The organism is Kitasatospora sp. MAA4 (assembly GCF_029893355.1).
GTDB lineage: Bacteria > Actinomycetota > Actinomycetes > Streptomycetales > Streptomycetaceae > Kitasatospora.
The window spans coordinates 178,785-197,735 of record NZ_JARZAI010000001.1 but is presented as its reverse complement, the minus strand read 5'-3'; the positions used below and the strand labels follow the sequence as shown (position 1 = coordinate 197,735).

Below are 18,951 nucleotides of genomic sequence, written 5' to 3'. Positions count from 1 at the left end.
CCTCTTGTGTGCTTGTGAATGACATTGCATCAGATATCGGGGAGATGTCCGTGAGGGCACAGCGCGACGAAGCGCAATTCGGATCAAGGTCGGGCGGCAGAAAGCGGTGGGTGGGACTCACCGGAATCGCAGCCGTACTGATATCGCTGACGGCGGCGCCGCCCGCCGACGGACTGGCAGCGCACCTGCCGCACGGGAGGGTCTGGAGCCCGCCCAAAACACCGCTGAATGCGGGTCAGAAATCGGTCAAGGGACAGAATCTGACTCCCGGTCGCCCGAAGGCGCCGGCCTTCCCGGTCCCCGGGAACTGGAAGCCGTCGGACGCCCCGCTGGTCGCCGGCTCGCAGACGGTTCGACTGACCGGTGACGCCGTGCAGGCCGGGCAGCTGCCCGTCAAGGTCGCCGCGGCCGCCGACCACTCCGCGCAGTCGGTGCGGGTCGACGTCACCGACGCGAACCAGGGCAGGGCCGCCGGCGTCAGCGGACCGGTCGTCGCCCTGACCGACCCGGCGGGCACTGTGGGTGACCACCTGAAGGTGGCCCTGGACCTCAAGGCCCTGCAGGCCGCCGGCTGGGCGGACCGGGCGCACCTGGTCGCGCTGCCGGCCTGTGCGCTGACCACGCCGGACCTGGCGCAGTGTCGCCGGCAGACCCCGGTGGCCTCCGCCGTGGACCCGCAGAGCGGCGTGCTGACCGCCGAGGTCACACTGCCGGCCGCGCCGGCGCCGACGACCACCACCGCCTCGCTGCCGGCCCGCACCGGCGCGCACGTCGTGCAGGCCGGCCTCGTGCAGGCCGCCGCCGTAGCTGCCGCGCCGATGGTGCTGGCGGCCGCGCCGTCCTCCGACGGCGCGATGGGCGGGTACTCCGCCACGCAGCTGTCCCCCTCGACGGCCTGGAGCGCCGGTTCGAACATCGGCGACTTCACCTACTCCTACCCGATCCAGACGCCCCCGGCGCTGGACGGTACGGCCCCGACGGTCTCGCTCTCCTACGACTCCTCGGTCGTCGACGGCAAGACCTCGGCCCAGAACGCGCAGGCCTCCTGGGTCGGCGAGGGCTGGGACTACCAGCCCGGGTTCATCGAGCGGTCGTACCAGGGCTGCGACAAGGACGGCGTCACCGGTTCCGCAGACCGCTGCTGGGCCGGCCAGAACGCCATCCTCAGCCTCGGCGGCCACTCCGGTTCCCTGGTGCACGACGATGCGACCGGTGCGTGGCACCTGAAGGGCGATGACGGCTCGAAGGTCGAGCAACTGACCGGCGCCGCGAACGAGGCTCACAACGGCGAGTTCTGGCGGGTGACCACCTCGGACGGAGTGCAGTACTACTTCGGCCAGAACCACCTGCCCGGCGGCAACCACAGCGACCCGGCCACCAACTCGGTCGCCTACGAGCCCGTCTACTCGCCCAAGAGCGGCGACGACTGCTACAACTCGTCCACCGGTACGGCCTCCTACTGCCAGGAGGGCTGGCGCTGGAACCTCGACTACGTCGTGGACCCGCACCAGAACCTGACCACCTACAGCTACCAGCAGGACCTCAACTACTACAGCCGCGGCGGCGGCCAGAACAACGGCAACGGCACGCTGAGCGGATACGTGCGCTCCACCGAGATCAGCACGATCTCCTACGGTCAGCGCCTGCCCGAGCAGCTCGCCGCGGGCGGCGGGCTGAAGCCGGCCGCGCAGGTCCTGTTCACCACCGCCGAGCGGTGCACCCCCTCCGGCACGGTCACCTGCACCACCGCGCAGCGCGTCAAGGCCAACCAGACCAACTGGCCGGACTCGCCCCTCGACCAGGCCTGTGCCTCGTCGGGCGCCTGCACCGTCTACAACCCGACCTTCTGGTCGCCGCTGATGCTCTCCCAGATCAGCACCCAGGTCCTGGTCGGCACCTCGTACACCACCGTCGACTCGTGGGCGCTCAAGCACACCTTCCCCGACCCGGGCGACGGCACCAAGCCCGCCCTGTGGCTCTCCTCGATCCAGCGCACCGGCACCGACGGCCAGCCGGCCGTCTCGCTGCCCGCGGTGACCTTCACCGCACGCGAGTTGGCGAACCGGGTGGACGGCCTGGTGCCGGCCGAGCCGTCGTTCTACCGGCCGCGCATCCAGCAGATCACCACGGAGACCGGCGAACAGATCAACGTGGTCTACGCCGCGGCCGAGTGCTCGCGGACCGCCAACCACATGCCGTCCTCCGAGGACGCCAACACCATGGCCTGCATGCCGGTCAAGTGGTACCTCCCGGGCTCCAGCTCGCCCGATCCGGTCAGTGACTGGTTCAACAAGACCCTGGTCAGCACCGTGACCGAGCAGGACGGTGTGATCGGTACGACGCCGACCAAGAGCACGAGTTACGCCTACGGCGGCGGCGCCGCCTGGCACCGCGACGACAGCGACACCACCGACCCGAAGACCCGCAGCTGGGACGAGTTCCGCGGCTACCAGACGGTCACCACCACCATCGGCACCGGCAACGCGGGTGAGGCGCCCAAGACCCAGAAGGTCGCCACCTACCTGCGCGGCATGAACGGGGACTACAAGGCGGACGGCACCACGAAGAGCGTCACCGTCTCCTTCACCCCCTACCCGGGCGCGACCGCGGTGACCCGCGCGGACGACAACTGGCTCACCGGCAGCGTGCTGGGCAGCCAGGGCTTCGACCAGGCCGGCGGCTCGGTCCTCACCGCCTCGGCCACCGTGCCCACCGGCGAGGTGGTGACGGCGACCCACAAGCAGTCCGGCGGCATGCCCGACCTGGTCGCCCGCTACGGCAGCACCAGCTCCACCGCCACCTCCTGGCAGCACCTGTCCGACAGCTCCTGGCGTACGGTCACGACGGTCTCGACGTCCGACGCCGCGCACGCCAACCGCCCGGTGTCGGTGGACGACAAGGGTGACGGCACCGCCGCCACGCCGGAGATCTGCACCACGACCAGCTACGCGGTCGGCAGCAACCCGATGATGCTGACGCTGGCCTCCGGCAAGCGCAGCGTCGCCGGGGCGTGCGGGACCACTCCCAGCGCGTCCAACACCGTCTCCGACACCCGGACGCTCTTCGACGGCCAGCCCTTCGGCCAGGCCGGGGCGGTCGCGGACGCGACCGGCACGCAGACCATCTCCTCGTACGACGGCAGCGGCAACGCGCAGTACACCACCCTGACGACCACCACCTTCGACTCCTACGGCCGGACGGTCACGACCGCCGGGGCGGACGGCGTGGTGTCCAGGACCGACCCGCAGCCGGCGACCGGCGCCATCCCGACCCAGGTCAAGCTCACCGGTCCGATGGGCGCCTCCTGGGCCACCACCGCGACCTTCGACCCCGGCCGCGGTCTCCCGCTGGTCTCCACGGACGCCAACGGGCGGGCCACCACCCGCCAGTACGACGGCCTCGGCCGCGTCACGGCGGTGTGGAACCCGGACCGGGCGACCACTCTGTCGCCCGACCAGAAGTTCTCCTACGCCGTGAACGGCACCACCGCCCCGTCGGTGGTCACCTCGCAGGGCATCCGTGAGGACGGCAGCTACTCGACCAGGACCGAGCTGTACGACGGTCTCGGCCGCACCCGGCAGACCCAGAGCACCACGCCCAGCGGCAGCGGCGGGCGTCTGATCACCGACAGCACGTACGACTCGCACGGCTGGCCGATCAAGACCTCGTCCCCGTACTACGACAGCGCCAACCTGCCCGGCAGCGCGATCTTCTCGGTGCCGGACTCGCAGGTGCCCGCGCAGACCTGGGTGACGTACGACGGCCTCGGCCGGACCGTCTCCAGCGCGTTCGTGTCCTACGCCCAGCAGCAGTGGGTCACCACCACCGCCTACCCGGGCGCCGACCGCACGGACACCACGCCCGCGCAGGGCGGCACGCCCACCAGCACGCTCACCGACGCGCGCGGCCGCACCACCCAGCTGTGGCAGTACCGCGGCGGCTCGGTCACCGGCAAGTCCTCGGACGCCGACGTCGCGAGCTACGCGTACACCGCTGCGGGCCGGCAGCTGAGCCGTACCGACGCCGCAGGCAACACCTGGTCGTACGCCTATGACCTGCGCGGCCGGCAGACCTCGGTCACCGACCCGGACACCGGCACCACCACCTCCAGCTACGACGTCAACTCCCGGGTGGCCACCACCACCGACTCCCGCAACAACACGCTCGCCTACAGCTACGACATCCTGGGTCGCAAGACCGGGGTGTACACGGGCAGCGTCGCCCCGGCGAACCAGCTCGTGGGCTGGACCTACGACACCCTGGCCAAGGGGCAGCCGACCGGCTCGACCCGCTACGTGGGCGGCGCCACCGGCGCGGCCTACACCCAGGCGGTCACCGGCTACGACGCCATGTACCGGCCGCTCGGCAGCAGCGTCACGATCCCCTCCACCGAGGGCGCGCTGGCCGGCACCTACACCACCAGCAACACCTACACCCCGGTGCTGGGTTCGCTGGACCACACCAACCTGCCCGCGATGGGCGGCCTGCCCGCCGAGGAGGTCGACTACCTCTACAGCAACACCGGTACGCTGATCGCCTCCGGCGGCAACAACACCCTGGTCACCGACGTCCAGTACGACGCGCTGGGCCGGGCGACCCGCACCACCGTGGGCGACTACGGCACCCAGGTCGTCTCCACCCAGCAGTACGACTGGGCGACCGGACACGTCGTCAACTCCTTCCTGGACCGCCAGACCGGCACCACGTCGCTGGACCAGACCGGCTTCACCTACAACCCCGCCGGCCGCGTCACCTCGGTCACCGACCTGCAGAACGCCTCGGCGACCGACACCCAGTGCTATACGTACGACTACCTGGGCCGGCTCACCAACGCCTGGACCGACACCGCCGGCACCACCACCAAGGCGGCGCCGTCCGTCCCGGGCATCGGCGGCTGCAACAACGCCAACGGCCCCGGCACCACCGCGGGCAAGCCCACCGTGGGCGGCCCGGCGCCGTACTGGCAGAGCTACAGCTACGACGCCACCGGCAACCGCACCGGTCTGGTGCAGCACGACGTCACCGGCAACACCGCCAACGACGCCACCACCACCCAGACCTTCGGCACCGGCGCCAACCCCGGCCAGGGCACCACCGGCGGCCCGCACGGACTGCTCACGACCTCGACGCAGTCCGCGAGCGGCACCGCCGGCAGCACCTACACCTACGACGCGATGGGCAACACCACCGCCGTCACCGACGCCACCGGCACCACCACCAAGTTGACCTGGGACGGTGAGGACAGGCTGGCCTCGACCGCCAAGCCGGGATCGGCGACCTCCTACCTCTACGACGGCGACGGGAACCAGCTCATCCGCCGCGACCCGGGCCGGACCACGGTCAACCTGGGCGCCGACGAACTCACCCTGAACACCGCCGACAACTCGCTGACCGACGTGCGCTACTACGGTTCGCCCGGCGGCATCACGATCACCCGGGTCACCACCGCCACCGGCGGCGGCCAGCTCGTCTACCAGGCCGCCGACCCGCACGGCACCAGCAGCGTCCAGATCACCACGGACGCCTCACAGAGCGTCACCCGGCGCCCGACCGACCCGTTCGGCAACGCCCGCGGCACCCAGCCCGGCCAAGGCGCCTGGGCCGGCGACAAGGGCTTCATCGGCGGCACCGCGGACACCGCCACCGGCCTGACCAACATCGGCGCCCGTGAGTACGACCCGGTCCACGGCCGGTTCCTCAACCCCGACCCGCTCATCGACCCCGCCGACCCGCAGCAGTGGAACCCCTACGCCTACAGCACCAACGACCCGGTCAACCTCAGCGATCCCAGCGGACTGATCCCCCTCGGCCCCACCGACGGCGGCACCAGCGAGGACTACCAGTGGTCCCTCGGGCGCACCGACCAGGGTTCCTCGGTCTACCAGGCGGGCAGCCAGTACGTCAGTGACCCGGCCGGCGGCTGGGCCTGGAAGGACGTCAGGCACGTCGGTGGCTACGCCGGAATCCCGTCGGGCACCATCACCCAGTACATTCCGTCGACCCGCGGATACGAGTCCGGCGAGTATCGCGGCACCGTTCTCCAGGCCCACCACAGCAGCGTCGACAAGTGGTTCACGAAACACCCGGTGCTGACGCAGTGGCTCACCGACGACGTCAACCAGCTGGTCACGCTCCTCGTCACGCACCTGGAGGCCCCGGAAGCCGACGGCAGGCCGGCGGCGGGCGCGGCAACCGCCAGGTCCGCGTCCTCGGAAGCGGACAAGTACACCTACAACATGGCGGAAAACCCAGGGCCGCTGGCGGCGAAGAATCCGGACTGGGCCGGCGCCTTCGCGGGCGGACAGTACAATATTCGCGTACTCACACAGGACACGGTCCTCTACCGGGCCGGCGATGCCGGTGAGCCGTTCGGCCGGTGGTTCACAGCCGAGCCTCCGACCTCGGTGGCCAACGTGCGCATCGACACCGCCGTGAAGCCGCAGTGGTTCGACGTGAACGGCTACATCACCGGAGAGTCGCCGATCAATACCGTGTACTCGATCAGGTTCCCCGCCGGCACCAAGATCTACGAAGGCCCGGTGGGCAGTCAGGGAGGCGTTTACGTGGGCGGTGCCCAGCAGATCTTCATCGAAGCGCCCTGGGACTCCGGCAAGATCGTCGGATCGACGGTGCTGCAGTGAGTGAGGACACCATGCGGGCGCGCCGCCTCAGGGCACGTGAGACCGTTGCCGACCTCATCCAGCTGGTCCTCACCGAGGGGCCCCGCGGGGTCCACCTCTACCGACGCCTGCTGGGAGTTCGGGCAGCGCTGGACCACGAGCAGTCAACTGACGCCGAGGCACTGCGAGATGGGGCAGAGATGCTCCAGGAGGCGAGTCACGGGCGCGGCGGCCTCAGTGACTTCTTCCTCAGTAGAACCGACCAGCAGGAGATGAGCGAGGCCAACAAGGAGTACCAGCGGCTCATCGCCGCACTGAGGGCGGAGCTCTCGTAGCGCAGCAGCCTGCGACAGGCCCGGACCGTTGGAACGGTCCGGGCCTGTCGTCGTCTCGTTGACAAGTCCTGGCTCCTTGCGACCATATGGGTGATTTTCGGCAATCCGTGCAGATTTCAGTGATTATGATCCACCTCCGTGACAGAAAGTCAGAACGCCCGAGCGGCACAGAACTCAGCCGACGTGGTCATCCTCGGCGCAGGGCCGGCCGGCCTGGTGCTCGGCAACCTCCTCCACAGCAGCGGGATCGACTGCGTCATCGTGGAACGTGCCGGCCGTGAACACCTCCGGGCCCGGGCGCGGGCCGGCTTTCTCGCTGCGAACACGGTGCGGATCCTGGAGAGGCACGGGCTGGCCGGGGATCTGCACCGGTACGGCCAGGAGCACAGCGTGTGCGAGTTCCGCACCGAGGACGGCCGGTTCAACCTGGACTACAGCCTCCTCGGCAGCGGCGAGCGGCACACCGTCTACCCGCAGCAGGAGCTGGTCACCAGCTTATTGACGCAGTTCCTGGACGCCGGCGGGCGGATCCACTTCGAGACCGAGGCACTGGCCGTGCTCGACGCCGACAGCCGGCGCCCGTCGGTGACCGTGCGCGAAGCGGACGGCCGGCAGAGCCGGTGGCGGGCCGGATACCTCGCCGGCTGCGACGGCCGGCACGGTGCGGCGCGGCGCTCGCTCCCGCCCGGTACGGTCCGCCGCTACCGGCGCGACCACCAGGTGTCCTGGCTGGGCCTGCTGGCCGAGGCACCACCGAGCCTCGACGCCGTGGGCTACGCGGTGCACCAACGGGGCTTCGCCGGGCACATGGCGCGCTCCGCCGAGGTCACGCGCTACTACCTTCAGTGCGAGCGCGGTACGTCGGCCGGCACATGGTCCGAGGAGCGGATCTGGGACGAACTCGCCCTGCGGATGCGTGCGGCGGACTACGGTCCCCTGCGCACCGGGCGGATCATCCAAGCCGGCGTCGTCGAGCTGGAGTCCGACGTCCTGGACCCGCTGCGTCACGGCTCGCTCTTCCTGGTGGGCGACGCAGCGAGTCTGATCAGCCCTTCCGCCGCCAAGGGCGCGAACCTCGCGGTGCTGGAGGCGGAGATCCTCGCGCGCGCCCTGATCGACGACCTCGCCCACGGCAACCCCGAACCGCTCAGTCGCTACTCGGCGCGGTGCCTGGCGCACATCTGGCGGGCGCAGGAGTTCTCGGCCTGGATGATCCGGCTGCTGCACAGCACTCCCGGCTCGGACGACGAGTCACTGTTCCAGGACTCCCTGCGCCGCTCCCGCCTCGAGTCGCTGCGCCTCTCACGCACTCAACAGGACTGGTTCGCCGAGAACTACGTCGGCGTCTGAGACCTGTTCCCCCTTCCCCGAAGAACCACCACCGACCGGAATGACGAACTCCTCGCAATGACGACGACGATGACCTCTGACGACACGGCCCGCCTGCGCGCGACGGTCGACTTCGTGACGAGCCAGCACACCGCCACTCTGCTCCCGCTCCTGCTGCCCGGGCTCGACGGCCCGGAGCTGCGAGCCTTAACCGACCGCTGCCGCTTCGCGCACGCCGCGCTGCTCGTCTTCCCCGCTGATCCGCCGACGCTGCGCGCGGAGCTGACCGCCTGCGGGCTGACCTGCGATGTGGCGGAGCAGCCGAGTGTCGTCGTCCGCAAGCGGCTGGCCCTGCGATACCAGCGCGACGCCGCGGAACTTGACGTAAGGATTCTGCGGCCCACGGTGCTCGGCCTGGAAGGGGAACCCCGGGTCGTCGAGGTGTTCACGCTGACCGTCCCACCGGGCTCGGAGCTGGCCGCGATCGCCGCGCACGAACGCATCGACGACAACGAGGCGCACCTGGCCTTCGAAGTCGAGCGGCCGGATCCCCTGGTGCTGCGTGGCCTGTCCTCGATCTTCGAGCGACACGGCGCGGTCGCCGACGGCGGCGGGTACAACCCGCACGAGGACGGCACGGTGTTCTACTTCACCGCCCCCGCCGACTCCAAGGCCGGGTACCGGCGCGTGGAGCTCTACGCGAGCGGTGACCACCGGGACGTACTCGCCTCCCACCTCGGTTCGGACCGATCGGACGAACCTGCTGAAACGCTCCTGCGCCTGTTCACCGGCGCCTGGACAACCCAGGCTCTGGCGACGTGTGCACAGCTGCGGCTGCCCGAGGCACTGGACATCCGGACCGCCACGGCCGTCGAGTCCCTGGCGCAGGCGGTCGGCGCCCAGGCGGACAGCCTCGCCACGCTGCTGCGCTATCTCGCGATGCTGGGCGTGGTGTCGCAGGGCCCGGACGGATTCCGGCTCACCGAACTCGGCACGCTGCTGCGCTCGAACACCTCCGGATCCATGCGGCCGCTGGCCCTCATGTACGGCGGCCCGTTCTACCACTCCTTCGCGCTCCTCCTCCATGCCGTGCAGAACGGGCAGACGGGCTTCGAACAGCTCTTCGGCGAGAACCACTTCGACTACTTCGCCCGCCACCCCGAACTCGCCGAGCGATTCGACCAGTCCATGGCCGCAAGCTCCCGCATGTTCGAACCGCTCCCCGCGCACCCGGTCCTCACCGCGGCAGGCCGAGCAGCCGAACCCCGGACGATCGTCGACATCGCAGGCGGAAACGGGGAGCTGCTCGGCCGCGTGCTGACCGCACACCCGAGCCTGCACGGCATCCTGCTCGAACGTCCGAACGTCATCGAGTCCGCCCGCCGATCGCTCGCCCCCACCGTCGGCGACCGCTGCACCTACCGCGCAGGCGACTTCGCCGACGTGCCCCCGGGCGCGGACGTCTACATCCTCTCCCGCGTGCTGCACGACTGGGACGACGACCGCTGCCGGGAGATCCTGCGCGACTGCGCCCGCGCGATGCCCGCCCACGCCGACCTGCTCATCGTCGAACGCCTCCTGCCGGCCGACGGCTCGCCCTCACTCGCCACCGCCTGGGACCTTCACATGATGTGCAACGTCGGCGGCCGTGAACGCCGCGCCGAGCACTACGCCCGACTGCTGGACAGCGCGGGGCTCCAGCTCGTCGACCACTCGCCGCTGCCGTTGGACGCCCACGTGCTGCACGCCCGCAAGGCCGCCTCCCCTGCGCACGTGCCGGCACGAAGGCGGTGAATCCCGGTTGCCCGGCACCGGGAGGGGTCGTCAGATCAGCTCTCTCCAGGGGCCACTGCCGTGGCTGCGTGCGTGGAAGAACAGGTTTCCTCGGATGGTGTCCAGGAGCTTGGGATGCAGGCTGGAATCCATCAGGAGTTGACGGAACCACGGCGGTGGGTCGTTTCGCTGGGCGAAGACCTCGATCGCGAGTCTGGCCAGCGCTACATCGCCCTGCAGCAGACCGAGCACCAGTCGTTTGCGTGCCTGCGATCCCAGCGCATCGAAGGCCAAACCGAGTGGCCTTCGCCAGCGGTTGGCGATCTCTCGCTGTACGCGGGTGATGATCCCGGGGTTCACACTGTCCAGAACTGCCGAGACGTCAAGCAGCAGCGACAGCGCTGCGTCCGTGTCGACCTTGAGTAGGCGCTCGACCAGCCAGCCCAGCTGCCGCATGTTCGTCGTGAAGCGTCCGCGGCCGTCGGCCTCGTCAAGGCCGTAGTCGGCGGGAAGGGCGAGCTCCAGGCTTTCCTTGATCGTCGCCACTCTCTGTTCCGGGGTGTCGAGCGCGCCCGTCCGGCAGAGGATGGCCATCATCAGGTGCCGGGCATCCGCGCGATCGGCGTCGACGAGATCACGTAGGGCCGGCAGCAGTTGAGCTGCGTCCGCTGCCGTCCACCCACCGGAGACGACCGCGGCGAGGCAGAGTTCGAGGACGGAAATGTGCTGGGGCGTACCGGGTTTACCGCGCAGCTGTACCACCAGGGTGCCCGGGCTGGGTGGCTGCCAGCCGGTGTTCTCCACCAGCGCCCGCCACAACCGGTAGCCCCTGCGCCGGTCCTGCCCGGAGTTCGCCCGGGTCAGTTTGGTCAACAGCCCTTGCAGATCTGCCCGGTAGTCCTCCACCACGCAGGAGAGCGCAGCCGCTCCGGCAAGATCCAACGCGGCTACGAGGGTCTGCGGGTCCTGGCTGACTATCGCGTCGTCGACCAGATAGGCCAGCAACTGCGGCTGCGTGGACACCCGTTCCAACAGCGGCGTCAGAAGAGCCGTCTGGAGGGACTTCGACGGCCGCTGCCGCCGTGGAGCCGGATCGCTGCACCAGAGCCTCAGCGCTCGGGAGGCGATGGGATGACCAGCGGCCGCCGCAGCGGCGGTCAGTCGCGCGAGGCCGTCCAGTCGGAGCCACAGATCCGGTTCGCTCTCGGGCAGCAGTTCCAGCAGGCCGGGACCTGAGCGCTGCGAACGGACGACCGCCTCGACGAACACCGCAGCGGGCGCCCGGGAACCGTCCTCCCGCTTCTCCGGCCCGGGCAGTCGGGACAACTCCGTCCGGCAGGCGGTCTCAAGGCACCGGACCATGGCGTTGTCGTTGTGGAGGGGCACGTTCCCGTGGTGGTCCTGGCCGAGCAGCGGGAGGATGATCCCGTCCAGGACCGCGGTCTGCAGACCGGGAGTTCTGATCGCCGTCATCGCGGCCACCAGGCTGCGGGCCTGATCGCCCGGCAGGGCCCGGGCCAGGCTTCCCACCCCGTGGAGATGCGCGCGGGTCAGTGCGTCGGGTCCACTGCCTTCGCGACCGGCCCCCGGCGTGGGCGCCGCCGCCCGGGAAGCCTCGTCGATCAGACTCTTCGCCAGGGCGAGCGTGCTGTCGGGTTCCATGGCCGACCGGCCGGCGGACCAGAGCAGGCCGTAGGCGCGGATGGCGGGGGCGGCCGAGCGCATGCTCACGGCGTCCGCCAGGGCACGGAGGCGGGGCGCGAAGTCCTCCAGCACCCGGTTGCGTTCGGCCGTGCCGCGTTCGGCCGGTACCAGATCGAGCCGCTCACGCAGGAGATCGAGAATCTCAGCTGCCCCCTGGGCGTTCTTGGCCTCGACGAACAGGTCCCAGAGCGCGATGAGTTCGCCCCTGACCCAGGAGGGATCAGCAGCGTAGACCGGGCCGAGCAGGCGCAGGTGGAGACCCTCGTGGCTGCGGAGGAGCTGGCTCTTCTGCCCACGGATCCACGACAGGCAGCCGTGTCCGTCCAGGAACTCGACCGCGTCCTCGGGGCTACGTCCGGCGAGCCGCCGCAGTGCCTCCAGCAAGGGGATCCGCAGGTCCCGGTCGGCTTCGCCGGTCCGCTTCCACACGACGTCCAGATCACCCGTCCACCGTGCGGGATCCTCGTGCCGGATGCCGGGGAGCAGCAGCAGGAACCTCCGCACGGAGTCGGGCGCCGCGGTGCGAAGGGCTTGCTGCGCCTCGGCGGCAGCCCCGGGTTGGTGAGCATAGATGCCGAGGCCGAGGGTGACCGCACTCTGTCCGTCGTCCTCCAGCAGCCGGGTCAGCAGCCGCTCGGACTCGGCTCGCGACGCGAGCCGTGGCAGAGCCTGGGCTGCCACGGCCGCGAGGAGGAGGTCCCCAGGGTCGGCACACACCCTCAGGATCAGTTCATCGGCCAGTCCGGCCACGACAAGAAACTGAGCGGCGGCGTATTCGAAGAACGTCTGGTGGAAGAACCTCACCGTGCCGCTGGCCGGCGAAACCGCCAGGACACCCCGTCGGACCAGGAGTTCGATCCGACGGGACACCTCCGCGAGTTCCATCGGTTCGAGTCGGGCGATCTCGCTGCTCGCCTGCGACAGCGACACCTCCGGATTGCCCGAGCCGAGCATGAACTGCGCGAGAGTCCGGGCCGTTCCTCTGAGATCCGCGGCGGAATCATCGCCGTCCTCGACGCGGCGCACCGGACCGGTGGCACCGTTCTCGCCTCCCCGCGCGTCACGGCGGATCCTGAGCTCCCAGAATCGGTCGTAGAGCGAGGCTACGTCCACCTGCCTGTCCGGCCGGTTCGGCGCGTACAGCTCGAAGAGCAGTCTGAGGGTCAGCGGATTGTCGCAGACCTCTCGTAGCGGGAGGTCCTGATAGACCGCGCTGAAAACATGGGCCTGCACGTCCCGCAGGTCCGAGGCGGCCAGCATCCGGCTCGGGCCCAAGCCGTAGAAGGTCTCGGTGTAGCCAGCCACAGCGCTCTGCCGCTCGGCATCGTCGTAGAGTCCGAGCCGAATCAGCCGCAGACCCGCTCCCTCCTCCTCCCCCGGCTGCAACAGGGCGGCCTCACCGGGTCGGCAGGTCACGACCATGCGGATGTCACCACGCTGTGCGAGCTGTAGGAGGTCCGAGACGATTCTCCGGGTATCGGCGCTGTGCATGAGCAGATCCAGAGTGTCGACCAGCAACACCGCAGTGATGCCCCGCTCCAGGCAGACGTTCAGCGCCCGGTCAAGGGTTTCCAGGTCGATGGCATCGGCCCGTTCGACGCCCAAGGTGTCGAGGGCACTCAGAAGGGCGGTCGCCTTGATGAAGAACGGTTCCCAGCCGAGCTCGGCGAGTGTCCGGTGCAGACTCCACAGGAGGCTGGTCTTGCCGTAACCGGGCTCGCCGACCACGACGTGGGCCGAGGGGATCTTGAGTCTTTCGATCAGGACGGTCTCGATATTGCGCCGGACGTACAGGCGTTCAAGACTGATTCCGATCGGGTACAGCGAACCGGGCGGAACGATCAGCGCGGCGTCCTCCGTCGCCGCTTCGCTCAGCCTGCGCAGGCGTGCCAGTTCATCGACCTCGGTCTCCACGTCGTCCGTGCCGCGCGGCGGGAGGAAGGGGATGGGACCGGGCGGGGGCTCGGTCTCGAACGGTTGGCGATGGAGGTAGCGCAGCAGCCTCTCGGCGCCGACCGCCGTGAGCGGGTCAATGGTGTAGTCGGTGACGGCATGGCCGCCGAAGAAGGCGGGGAAGTCCTCGCGGGAGCCGCCGGGCAGCACCACACGCAGAATGCGGCGGTGCCATGTCCCGCGGTCGCGATAGATCTCGGCTCGGATGAGTCCGGCCTCCCAGGCGACGCCCTCGCCGACGCCAGGGTCCTCGGTGCCTTCAGCCCGCCGTTTGTAGGCCGGGGAGGCCACCACCAGGACGTAGTCCGCCGCCTGGTACTCGCGCAGCATCCAGGTGGCCCAGTTCTGAGGCTGCTCCGCGGCCGGGCGATCCAGCCTTGCATCGACGCCGTTGCGGCGCAGCAGCAGCCACAGGTCGCGGACCCGCTCGGCGTGAGTACCGCCGTCGTCCTCGTGCGCGTAGGAGATGAACACCCTCGGCCCGACGACCGCTGCTCCGGTCCCCGCCGCGCCATCTTCGTTGTCCGGCAGGACAGACCCCTTCCGACACCGCAGCCAACACCGCCCGTGCAGACCATACCGGGAGAAGTCGTCCGCTGGTATGCCGAACTCGACCATTTTGCCGAGGACTTGACGAGCGGGACGAGCCCGTTCCGCTGCGGGTCACGCTGTGGTCAGCTCCGGCGGGCGGCCTTCACGACCCGGCGCACCGACACTCCGAGCAGCACGGCGACAACGGTCGGGAGCAGCCACCAGGCGTTCACCCCGGCGTGGGCCAGGCCGGCCGTGGCGCCGAGGCCGGCGGCCACGCCGATGGCGACCCGCCAGTCGTCGCCGACGACGAAGTCGTACCAGAACATGGCGAAGGAGCGAATCCAGGCCATCACGGGGTTCCTCCCACGGGTGAGCTCGCGGCCGGACCGCCCGTGCGGCGCAGCAGTGCGGTGTAAGCGGCCGCGAGCAGCGCCACGGCCGGTACGAGGATCAGCAGGGCTGCGTCGGAACCGGGCCAGTGGGCTCCCGCGCCTTCGGTCGACCAGAAGATGCCGAAGGCGGTGAGCATGGTCCCGACGGCGAACTTCATGGTGTTCTCGGGGACTCGGGCCAGCGGCGCGCGGACCGCGATGCCGGCGCCGGTGACCAGGACGACGGCGGCCGCCGCGCCGAGCACGGCGATCGGGATGTTGCGTTGGTTGTCTCCGAACGTGACGACGATGAAGGCGACTTCGAGCCCTTCGAGGAAGACGCCCTTGAAGGACAGGGTGAAGGCGTACCAGTCGCGGACGATGCCGCGGCCTCCGTCACCGGCTGCCCGAGCGGCGGCGACCTGCTTGGCGTACGCCTCGGCCTCGTCGTGCAGGGCCTTGTAGCCGGATCCGCGCAGCACGGCCTTGCGGAGCCACTGCAGGCCGAAGACGAGCAGCAGGGCGCCGACCACCAGGCGCAGGGCGCCGAGCGGGAGCTGACCGACAGTCGGCCCGAGGGCGGCGACGGTGACGGCGAGCACCAGCAGTGCGGACCCGGTGCCCTGGAGGGCCGAGCCCCAGTGCCGGCTGGCGCCTGCGGCCAGCACGATGGTCACCGCTTCGACGGCCTCGACGGCGCAGGCCAGGAACACGGTGACGAAGAGGACGTAGGAGGTCATGCGGCTCCCCCGGTGCTGGTCAGGGCGCGACGGGGCGTCATGGTACCTCCAGAGGTGGGTGGGGTCGACGGGCCGAGCACCACGGGCACCTTCCGCTGCCCACGAAGGCCGGCGACAGCTGAGTCACGGGGACTGATCCGCCCGGGTGGCGCACGGCCGGCCCCTCGGCGGCGACGCCGGGTCGGGGACCGATCCGCTGGTAGCTTCGCCAGCTCTGGGAGACATCCAGGCGCAAGCCAGCGGGGAACGGAGCACGGTGTGATCGATCCCGCCGAGGGCACGGGCGGTAGGCGTGTTCCCCTGCTGGGCCGCCGGGGGTTCATCAAGTCGGCCACCCTGGCGACGGCCGGGCCGCTCGTCCTGGACAGCCGTACGCCAGCGGTGGCGCAGGGGCTGATCCCCGCGACGGACGGCGGCCGTGCGTCTGTCGCCCGGCTGATGGCGCTGCCGCGCGGTCGTCGTGGCGAGGACTGGATCAGGTGCGCCCTCCAGATCGCGGTGGAACTGGAACTGGCGACGATCCCGCCCTACCTGTGTGCCTGGTGGTCCGTCAAAGACCGGGCGGGCGCGGCGGCGAAGCTCATCAAGGCCATCATCTGCGACGAGATGTACCACATGGGCCTGGCCTGCAACCTGCTCGTGGCAGTGGGCGGGCAGCCGCGGATCACCGGCGCCGTCCCGTCCTATCCCGGCCCGCTGCCCGGCGGGGTGCGAAGCGACCTGACCGTGTACCTCTCCGGGCTCACCAAGGAGTACGTGCACGAGGTTCTGATGGGCATCGAGGCTCCCGAGGTCCCGCTCACCAGGGACGGCGGTCCGCCGAGCATCGGCGCGTTCTACGGTGCGATTCTGTCCGCGTTCCACGATGTCCGTCCCGACCTCTCGGTCCGAGGCCAGCTGGAACGGCGGATCGGCCCGAACTCGCTGTCCGTGGTGACGAGCCTGGACGACGTCGAGAGGTCGATCGAGACCGTCAGGGAGCAGGGCGAGGGGACGTCGGCCTCACCCGACGCGCCGTTCGCCGCTGACGCGCCGGCTCACTACTACGCCTTCGGCGAGATCTACCACGAACGGCGGCTGCGGCAGGTCGACGGGGGCTGGGAGTTCAGCGGCGAGGCCGTCCCGTTCCCGGACGTCCGCCCGATGGGTGTGGTCCCCGCAGGCGGCTGGCCCTCCCCGTCCGCCGAGGTCCAGCGGCTGCTCCAGCAGTTCGACGCGATGTTCACGCAGGTGCTCCAGGGCCTCCAGACCACCTGGGCCACCGGGGACCCCTGCGCACTGGACGCCGCGGTGTCGGCGATGCTCGAACTGGAGAAGCCGGCTCTCGACCTGATGGACGTTCCCCTGCCCGACGGCACCGGCACCTACGGCCCGCAGTTCCGCCCGGTGCGCTGAGCCGGGGGTCGGGCGCGGAGGGTGCTACGCCGGAACGTGGGCCTGGATGAGGCCGTACGTGCCGCTGGTGCGCCATGGCTCCCCCGTGGCGTCCAGGTCAGCGGCCACCGGTCCGTCGAGGCCGACGACGACGTCCGACTTCAGCGTGCGCAGGGCCGCCAGCGGGGAGGGAAAGTGGCCGGCCCGCTCGGCGAAGGGGGCGGTCGGGTCCCAGAGCCGGTCCCCGACGAGGCGGCGGTAGTTGAGATCGCCCTTGATGATCGTCATCGCGGCCCCGGAGAGCTCGGCCCGCAGGTCCAGGGGCATGTCGTGGAACGGCAGCGGCGCGCAGAAGAACCGGTGCGTGCGGACCGCGAGGGCGCCGTTGCCCATCGCCTGCCAGAGCCGGCGGCCGATCCGTGCCGCCTGCGGCTCGGGTGCGCTGCGCAGGCGCTCGACGGTGGCGAGGACGTCGGCGGTGGTCGCGTCCGACACGTAGTAGGGGGCGGGCTTGACGTACAGGACGGCCTCGGTGGCCATCCCGCTCGCGAGGAGGTGGTCGACCAGGACGAGGTCGGGCAGCAGCTCCCGCCCGGCGTTGTCCGCGATGACGCAGACCCTGGCACTGCTCGCGGCGGTCAGGGCGGACCACAGGAGCGGGCTGTCGTCCGCGATCAGGGCGGGGGGCCGGCTGTCCCCGGCCGAGGCGGTGATCTGGAAGCTGAGGTCCGCCCGGTTGCCCCAGAGCGCTGACGAGAGCAGCACGTCGGCTCGCTTCTCGGTGGCGAGGGAGGGCAGGTCGCGCAGCGCCGCCAGCTCGGCGTCGACGGCCGGGCCGGCCAGTTCGGCGTTCTTGAAGGGCGCGAACGGGTCGATGCCCTGCCACGTGCCCGGGCGGAAGTAGCCGGTGGCTTCGAGCAGCCTGCGGTAGAAGTAGCTCTCGGCCCACAGGAACGGCGCCTGGCCCCACGGCCGCCCGAACAGGCCCTCGCCCCACTCCCGCCACTGCTGGTGGTCGTGGGCGCTCTCGTTCAGCGGCTCCAGCACGCCACCGGTGCTCTCGGCGAGCAGCTGCTCGACCGCTGCCCGCTCGGACGGCCCGTACGGCAGGGCGTCGAGCACCTGCTGGACGAGCTTCGGGTGCCGCTCGTGGAAGACGCTCCAGGGGAAGGATCCGGGGACATCGCTCAGGATGACGGGTGCGGTGGGCACGTTCGGGCTCGTCCTTCTGTTCGTCGGGGCGCGCTCAGGAGGCCAGCCGGCGGCCCCGCTCGAAGAAGGCCAGGACGCCGTCCACGCCGCCGAGTTCGCGGATCGTGGCCGCCGCACCGAACGGCGCGTTCCAGAACTCGCCCTGCTGCGGGGTGTGCGGGCCGACGTACGCGTACGGCTCGGCCTGGAAACCGTCCCCGGGAGAGACACCGTAGTTGATCGCGTCCACGGTCACGCCGAGGTCGAAGTGCTCGGGCCAGATGACCGGGTCCGCGTCGTGGAACATCCGGCGCAGCGCGGCGTCGCCGACCGCGAAAGCCTGGGCGATCAGCTGGGCGGCCTGCGGGTCGGCTTCGATCACGTCCTCGGGGCCGACGCCCGACCCGTCGTGGTAGAGCCCGGCGGGCGCACCGGCCGTGACGCCGATCGCGGCCGCGAGATCGGCGCAGGTGGTCCGTTCCAGGAAGAGGCGCTGTCCGGGCGCCACCAGGTCCGCGCCGACGACCTGCGCGTGCGGCTCCGCCCGGGTGGCGAAGCCGCCGAGGGACGCGCGCAGCCTGATCGTGCCGCTGGTTCGGAACTGCGGCCCGGCCAGGACCAGCTCGGCGACGGCGTGCAGCGCACGGCGGGTGCGTACCAGGGTTTCGTTGTCCATAGCGGCCATGCTCTCCCACCGCGGGCCGAGATGTCGCCCGCGGCGCGCGATCCGCTGGGTTTTCGGTCGCATTTCCCAACTTGTCTGGAAACAGCGGACCTTGGGGCTTCAATGAATTCTTCGTTGATTCAACCAGCTTGAAATACAGCAGAGTTGGTACACATCCAGACGAGTCAACAGCCGATCAACGCACCCCCGAAATCGGAATAGATCGTACGTAGATCAACCGGTGATTGGCTCCTCGGCATCGGAAGTTACCAGTGCGTAATACCAGCCGGGGAGGAATACGACACATGCACATGCCAATCGTATTCGCAGCCGACCCCTCGTCAACCAAGGACCAAGGACCAC

The 18,951-nt window shown here is 70.2% G+C and carries 10 protein-coding genes; 5 read left to right on the top strand and 5 right to left on the bottom strand.

The window, feature by feature from the left end:
- Nucleotides 1–110: 110 nt before the first annotated feature.
- The 4 genes from P3T37_RS00825 (at nt 111) to P3T37_RS00810 (ending at nt 10,078) form a co-directional block, all read left to right on the top strand.
- Nucleotides 111–6,641, top strand: coding sequence for an RHS repeat-associated core domain-containing protein (locus P3T37_RS00825; protein WP_280721390.1), 6,531 nt, complete (start codon nt 111–113; stop codon nt 6,639–6,641).
- On the top strand, nt 6,638–6,955 hold the full coding sequence (locus tag P3T37_RS00820) for a hypothetical protein (RefSeq protein WP_280721389.1): 318 nt from the start codon (nt 6,638–6,640) through the stop codon (nt 6,953–6,955). Before P3T37_RS00825 ends, P3T37_RS00820 begins: the two co-directional genes overlap by 4 nt.
- 138 nt (nt 6,956–7,093) lie before the next feature.
- Nucleotides 7,094–8,305 carry a 4-hydroxybenzoate 3-monooxygenase gene (locus P3T37_RS00815; RefSeq protein WP_280721388.1) on the top strand — a complete coding sequence of 404 codons (1,212 nt, stop codon included), beginning with the start codon at nt 7,094–7,096 and terminating at the stop codon, nt 8,303–8,305.
- Nucleotides 8,306–8,374: 69 nt separating this feature from the next.
- Complete coding sequence (locus tag P3T37_RS00810) at nt 8,375–10,078, top strand: methyltransferase (protein WP_280721387.1); 1,704 nt, start codon at nt 8,375–8,377, stop codon at nt 10,076–10,078.
- 30 nt (nt 10,079–10,108) lie between these two features.
- On the opposite strand, the gene P3T37_RS00805 is transcribed toward P3T37_RS00810, so the two are convergent.
- The 3 genes from P3T37_RS00805 to P3T37_RS00795 form a co-directional block, all read right to left on the bottom strand.
- Complete coding sequence (locus tag P3T37_RS00805; RefSeq protein ID WP_280721386.1) at nt 10,109–14,188, bottom strand: toll/interleukin-1 receptor domain-containing protein; 4,080 nt, start codon at nt 14,186–14,188, stop codon at nt 10,109–10,111.
- Between the two features lie 200 nt (nt 14,189–14,388).
- Entirely contained in the window at nt 14,389–14,598 is a 210-nt protein-coding gene (locus tag P3T37_RS00800; protein WP_280721385.1) for a hypothetical protein, read from the bottom strand.
- Nucleotides 14,598–15,359, bottom strand: coding sequence for a hypothetical protein (locus P3T37_RS00795; protein ID WP_280721384.1), 762 nt, complete (start codon nt 15,357–15,359; stop codon nt 14,598–14,600). The genes P3T37_RS00800 and P3T37_RS00795 overlap by 1 nt, the downstream gene beginning before the upstream one ends.
- A 258-nt stretch (nt 15,360–15,617) precedes the next feature.
- Between P3T37_RS00795 and P3T37_RS00790 the strand changes: the two genes are divergently transcribed.
- Nucleotides 15,618–16,754 (top strand): ferritin-like protein, encoded by a 1,137-nt coding sequence (locus P3T37_RS00790; RefSeq protein WP_280721383.1) that lies wholly within the window; start codon nt 15,618–15,620, stop codon nt 16,752–16,754.
- A gap of 24 nt (nt 16,755–16,778) precedes the next feature.
- Here P3T37_RS00790 and P3T37_RS00785 read toward each other — a convergent pair whose 3' ends face one another.
- Together P3T37_RS00785 and P3T37_RS00780 are read right to left on the bottom strand one after the other, a co-directional pair.
- Nucleotides 16,779–17,945 (bottom strand): damage-control phosphatase ARMT1 family protein, encoded by a 1,167-nt coding sequence (locus P3T37_RS00785; protein ID WP_280721382.1) that lies wholly within the window; start codon nt 17,943–17,945, stop codon nt 16,779–16,781.
- A gap of 34 nt (nt 17,946–17,979) precedes the next feature.
- Nucleotides 17,980–18,600, bottom strand: coding sequence for a hypothetical protein (locus P3T37_RS00780; RefSeq protein ID WP_280721381.1), 621 nt, complete (start codon nt 18,598–18,600; stop codon nt 17,980–17,982).
- Between the last annotated feature and the right edge of the window lie 351 nt (nt 18,601–18,951).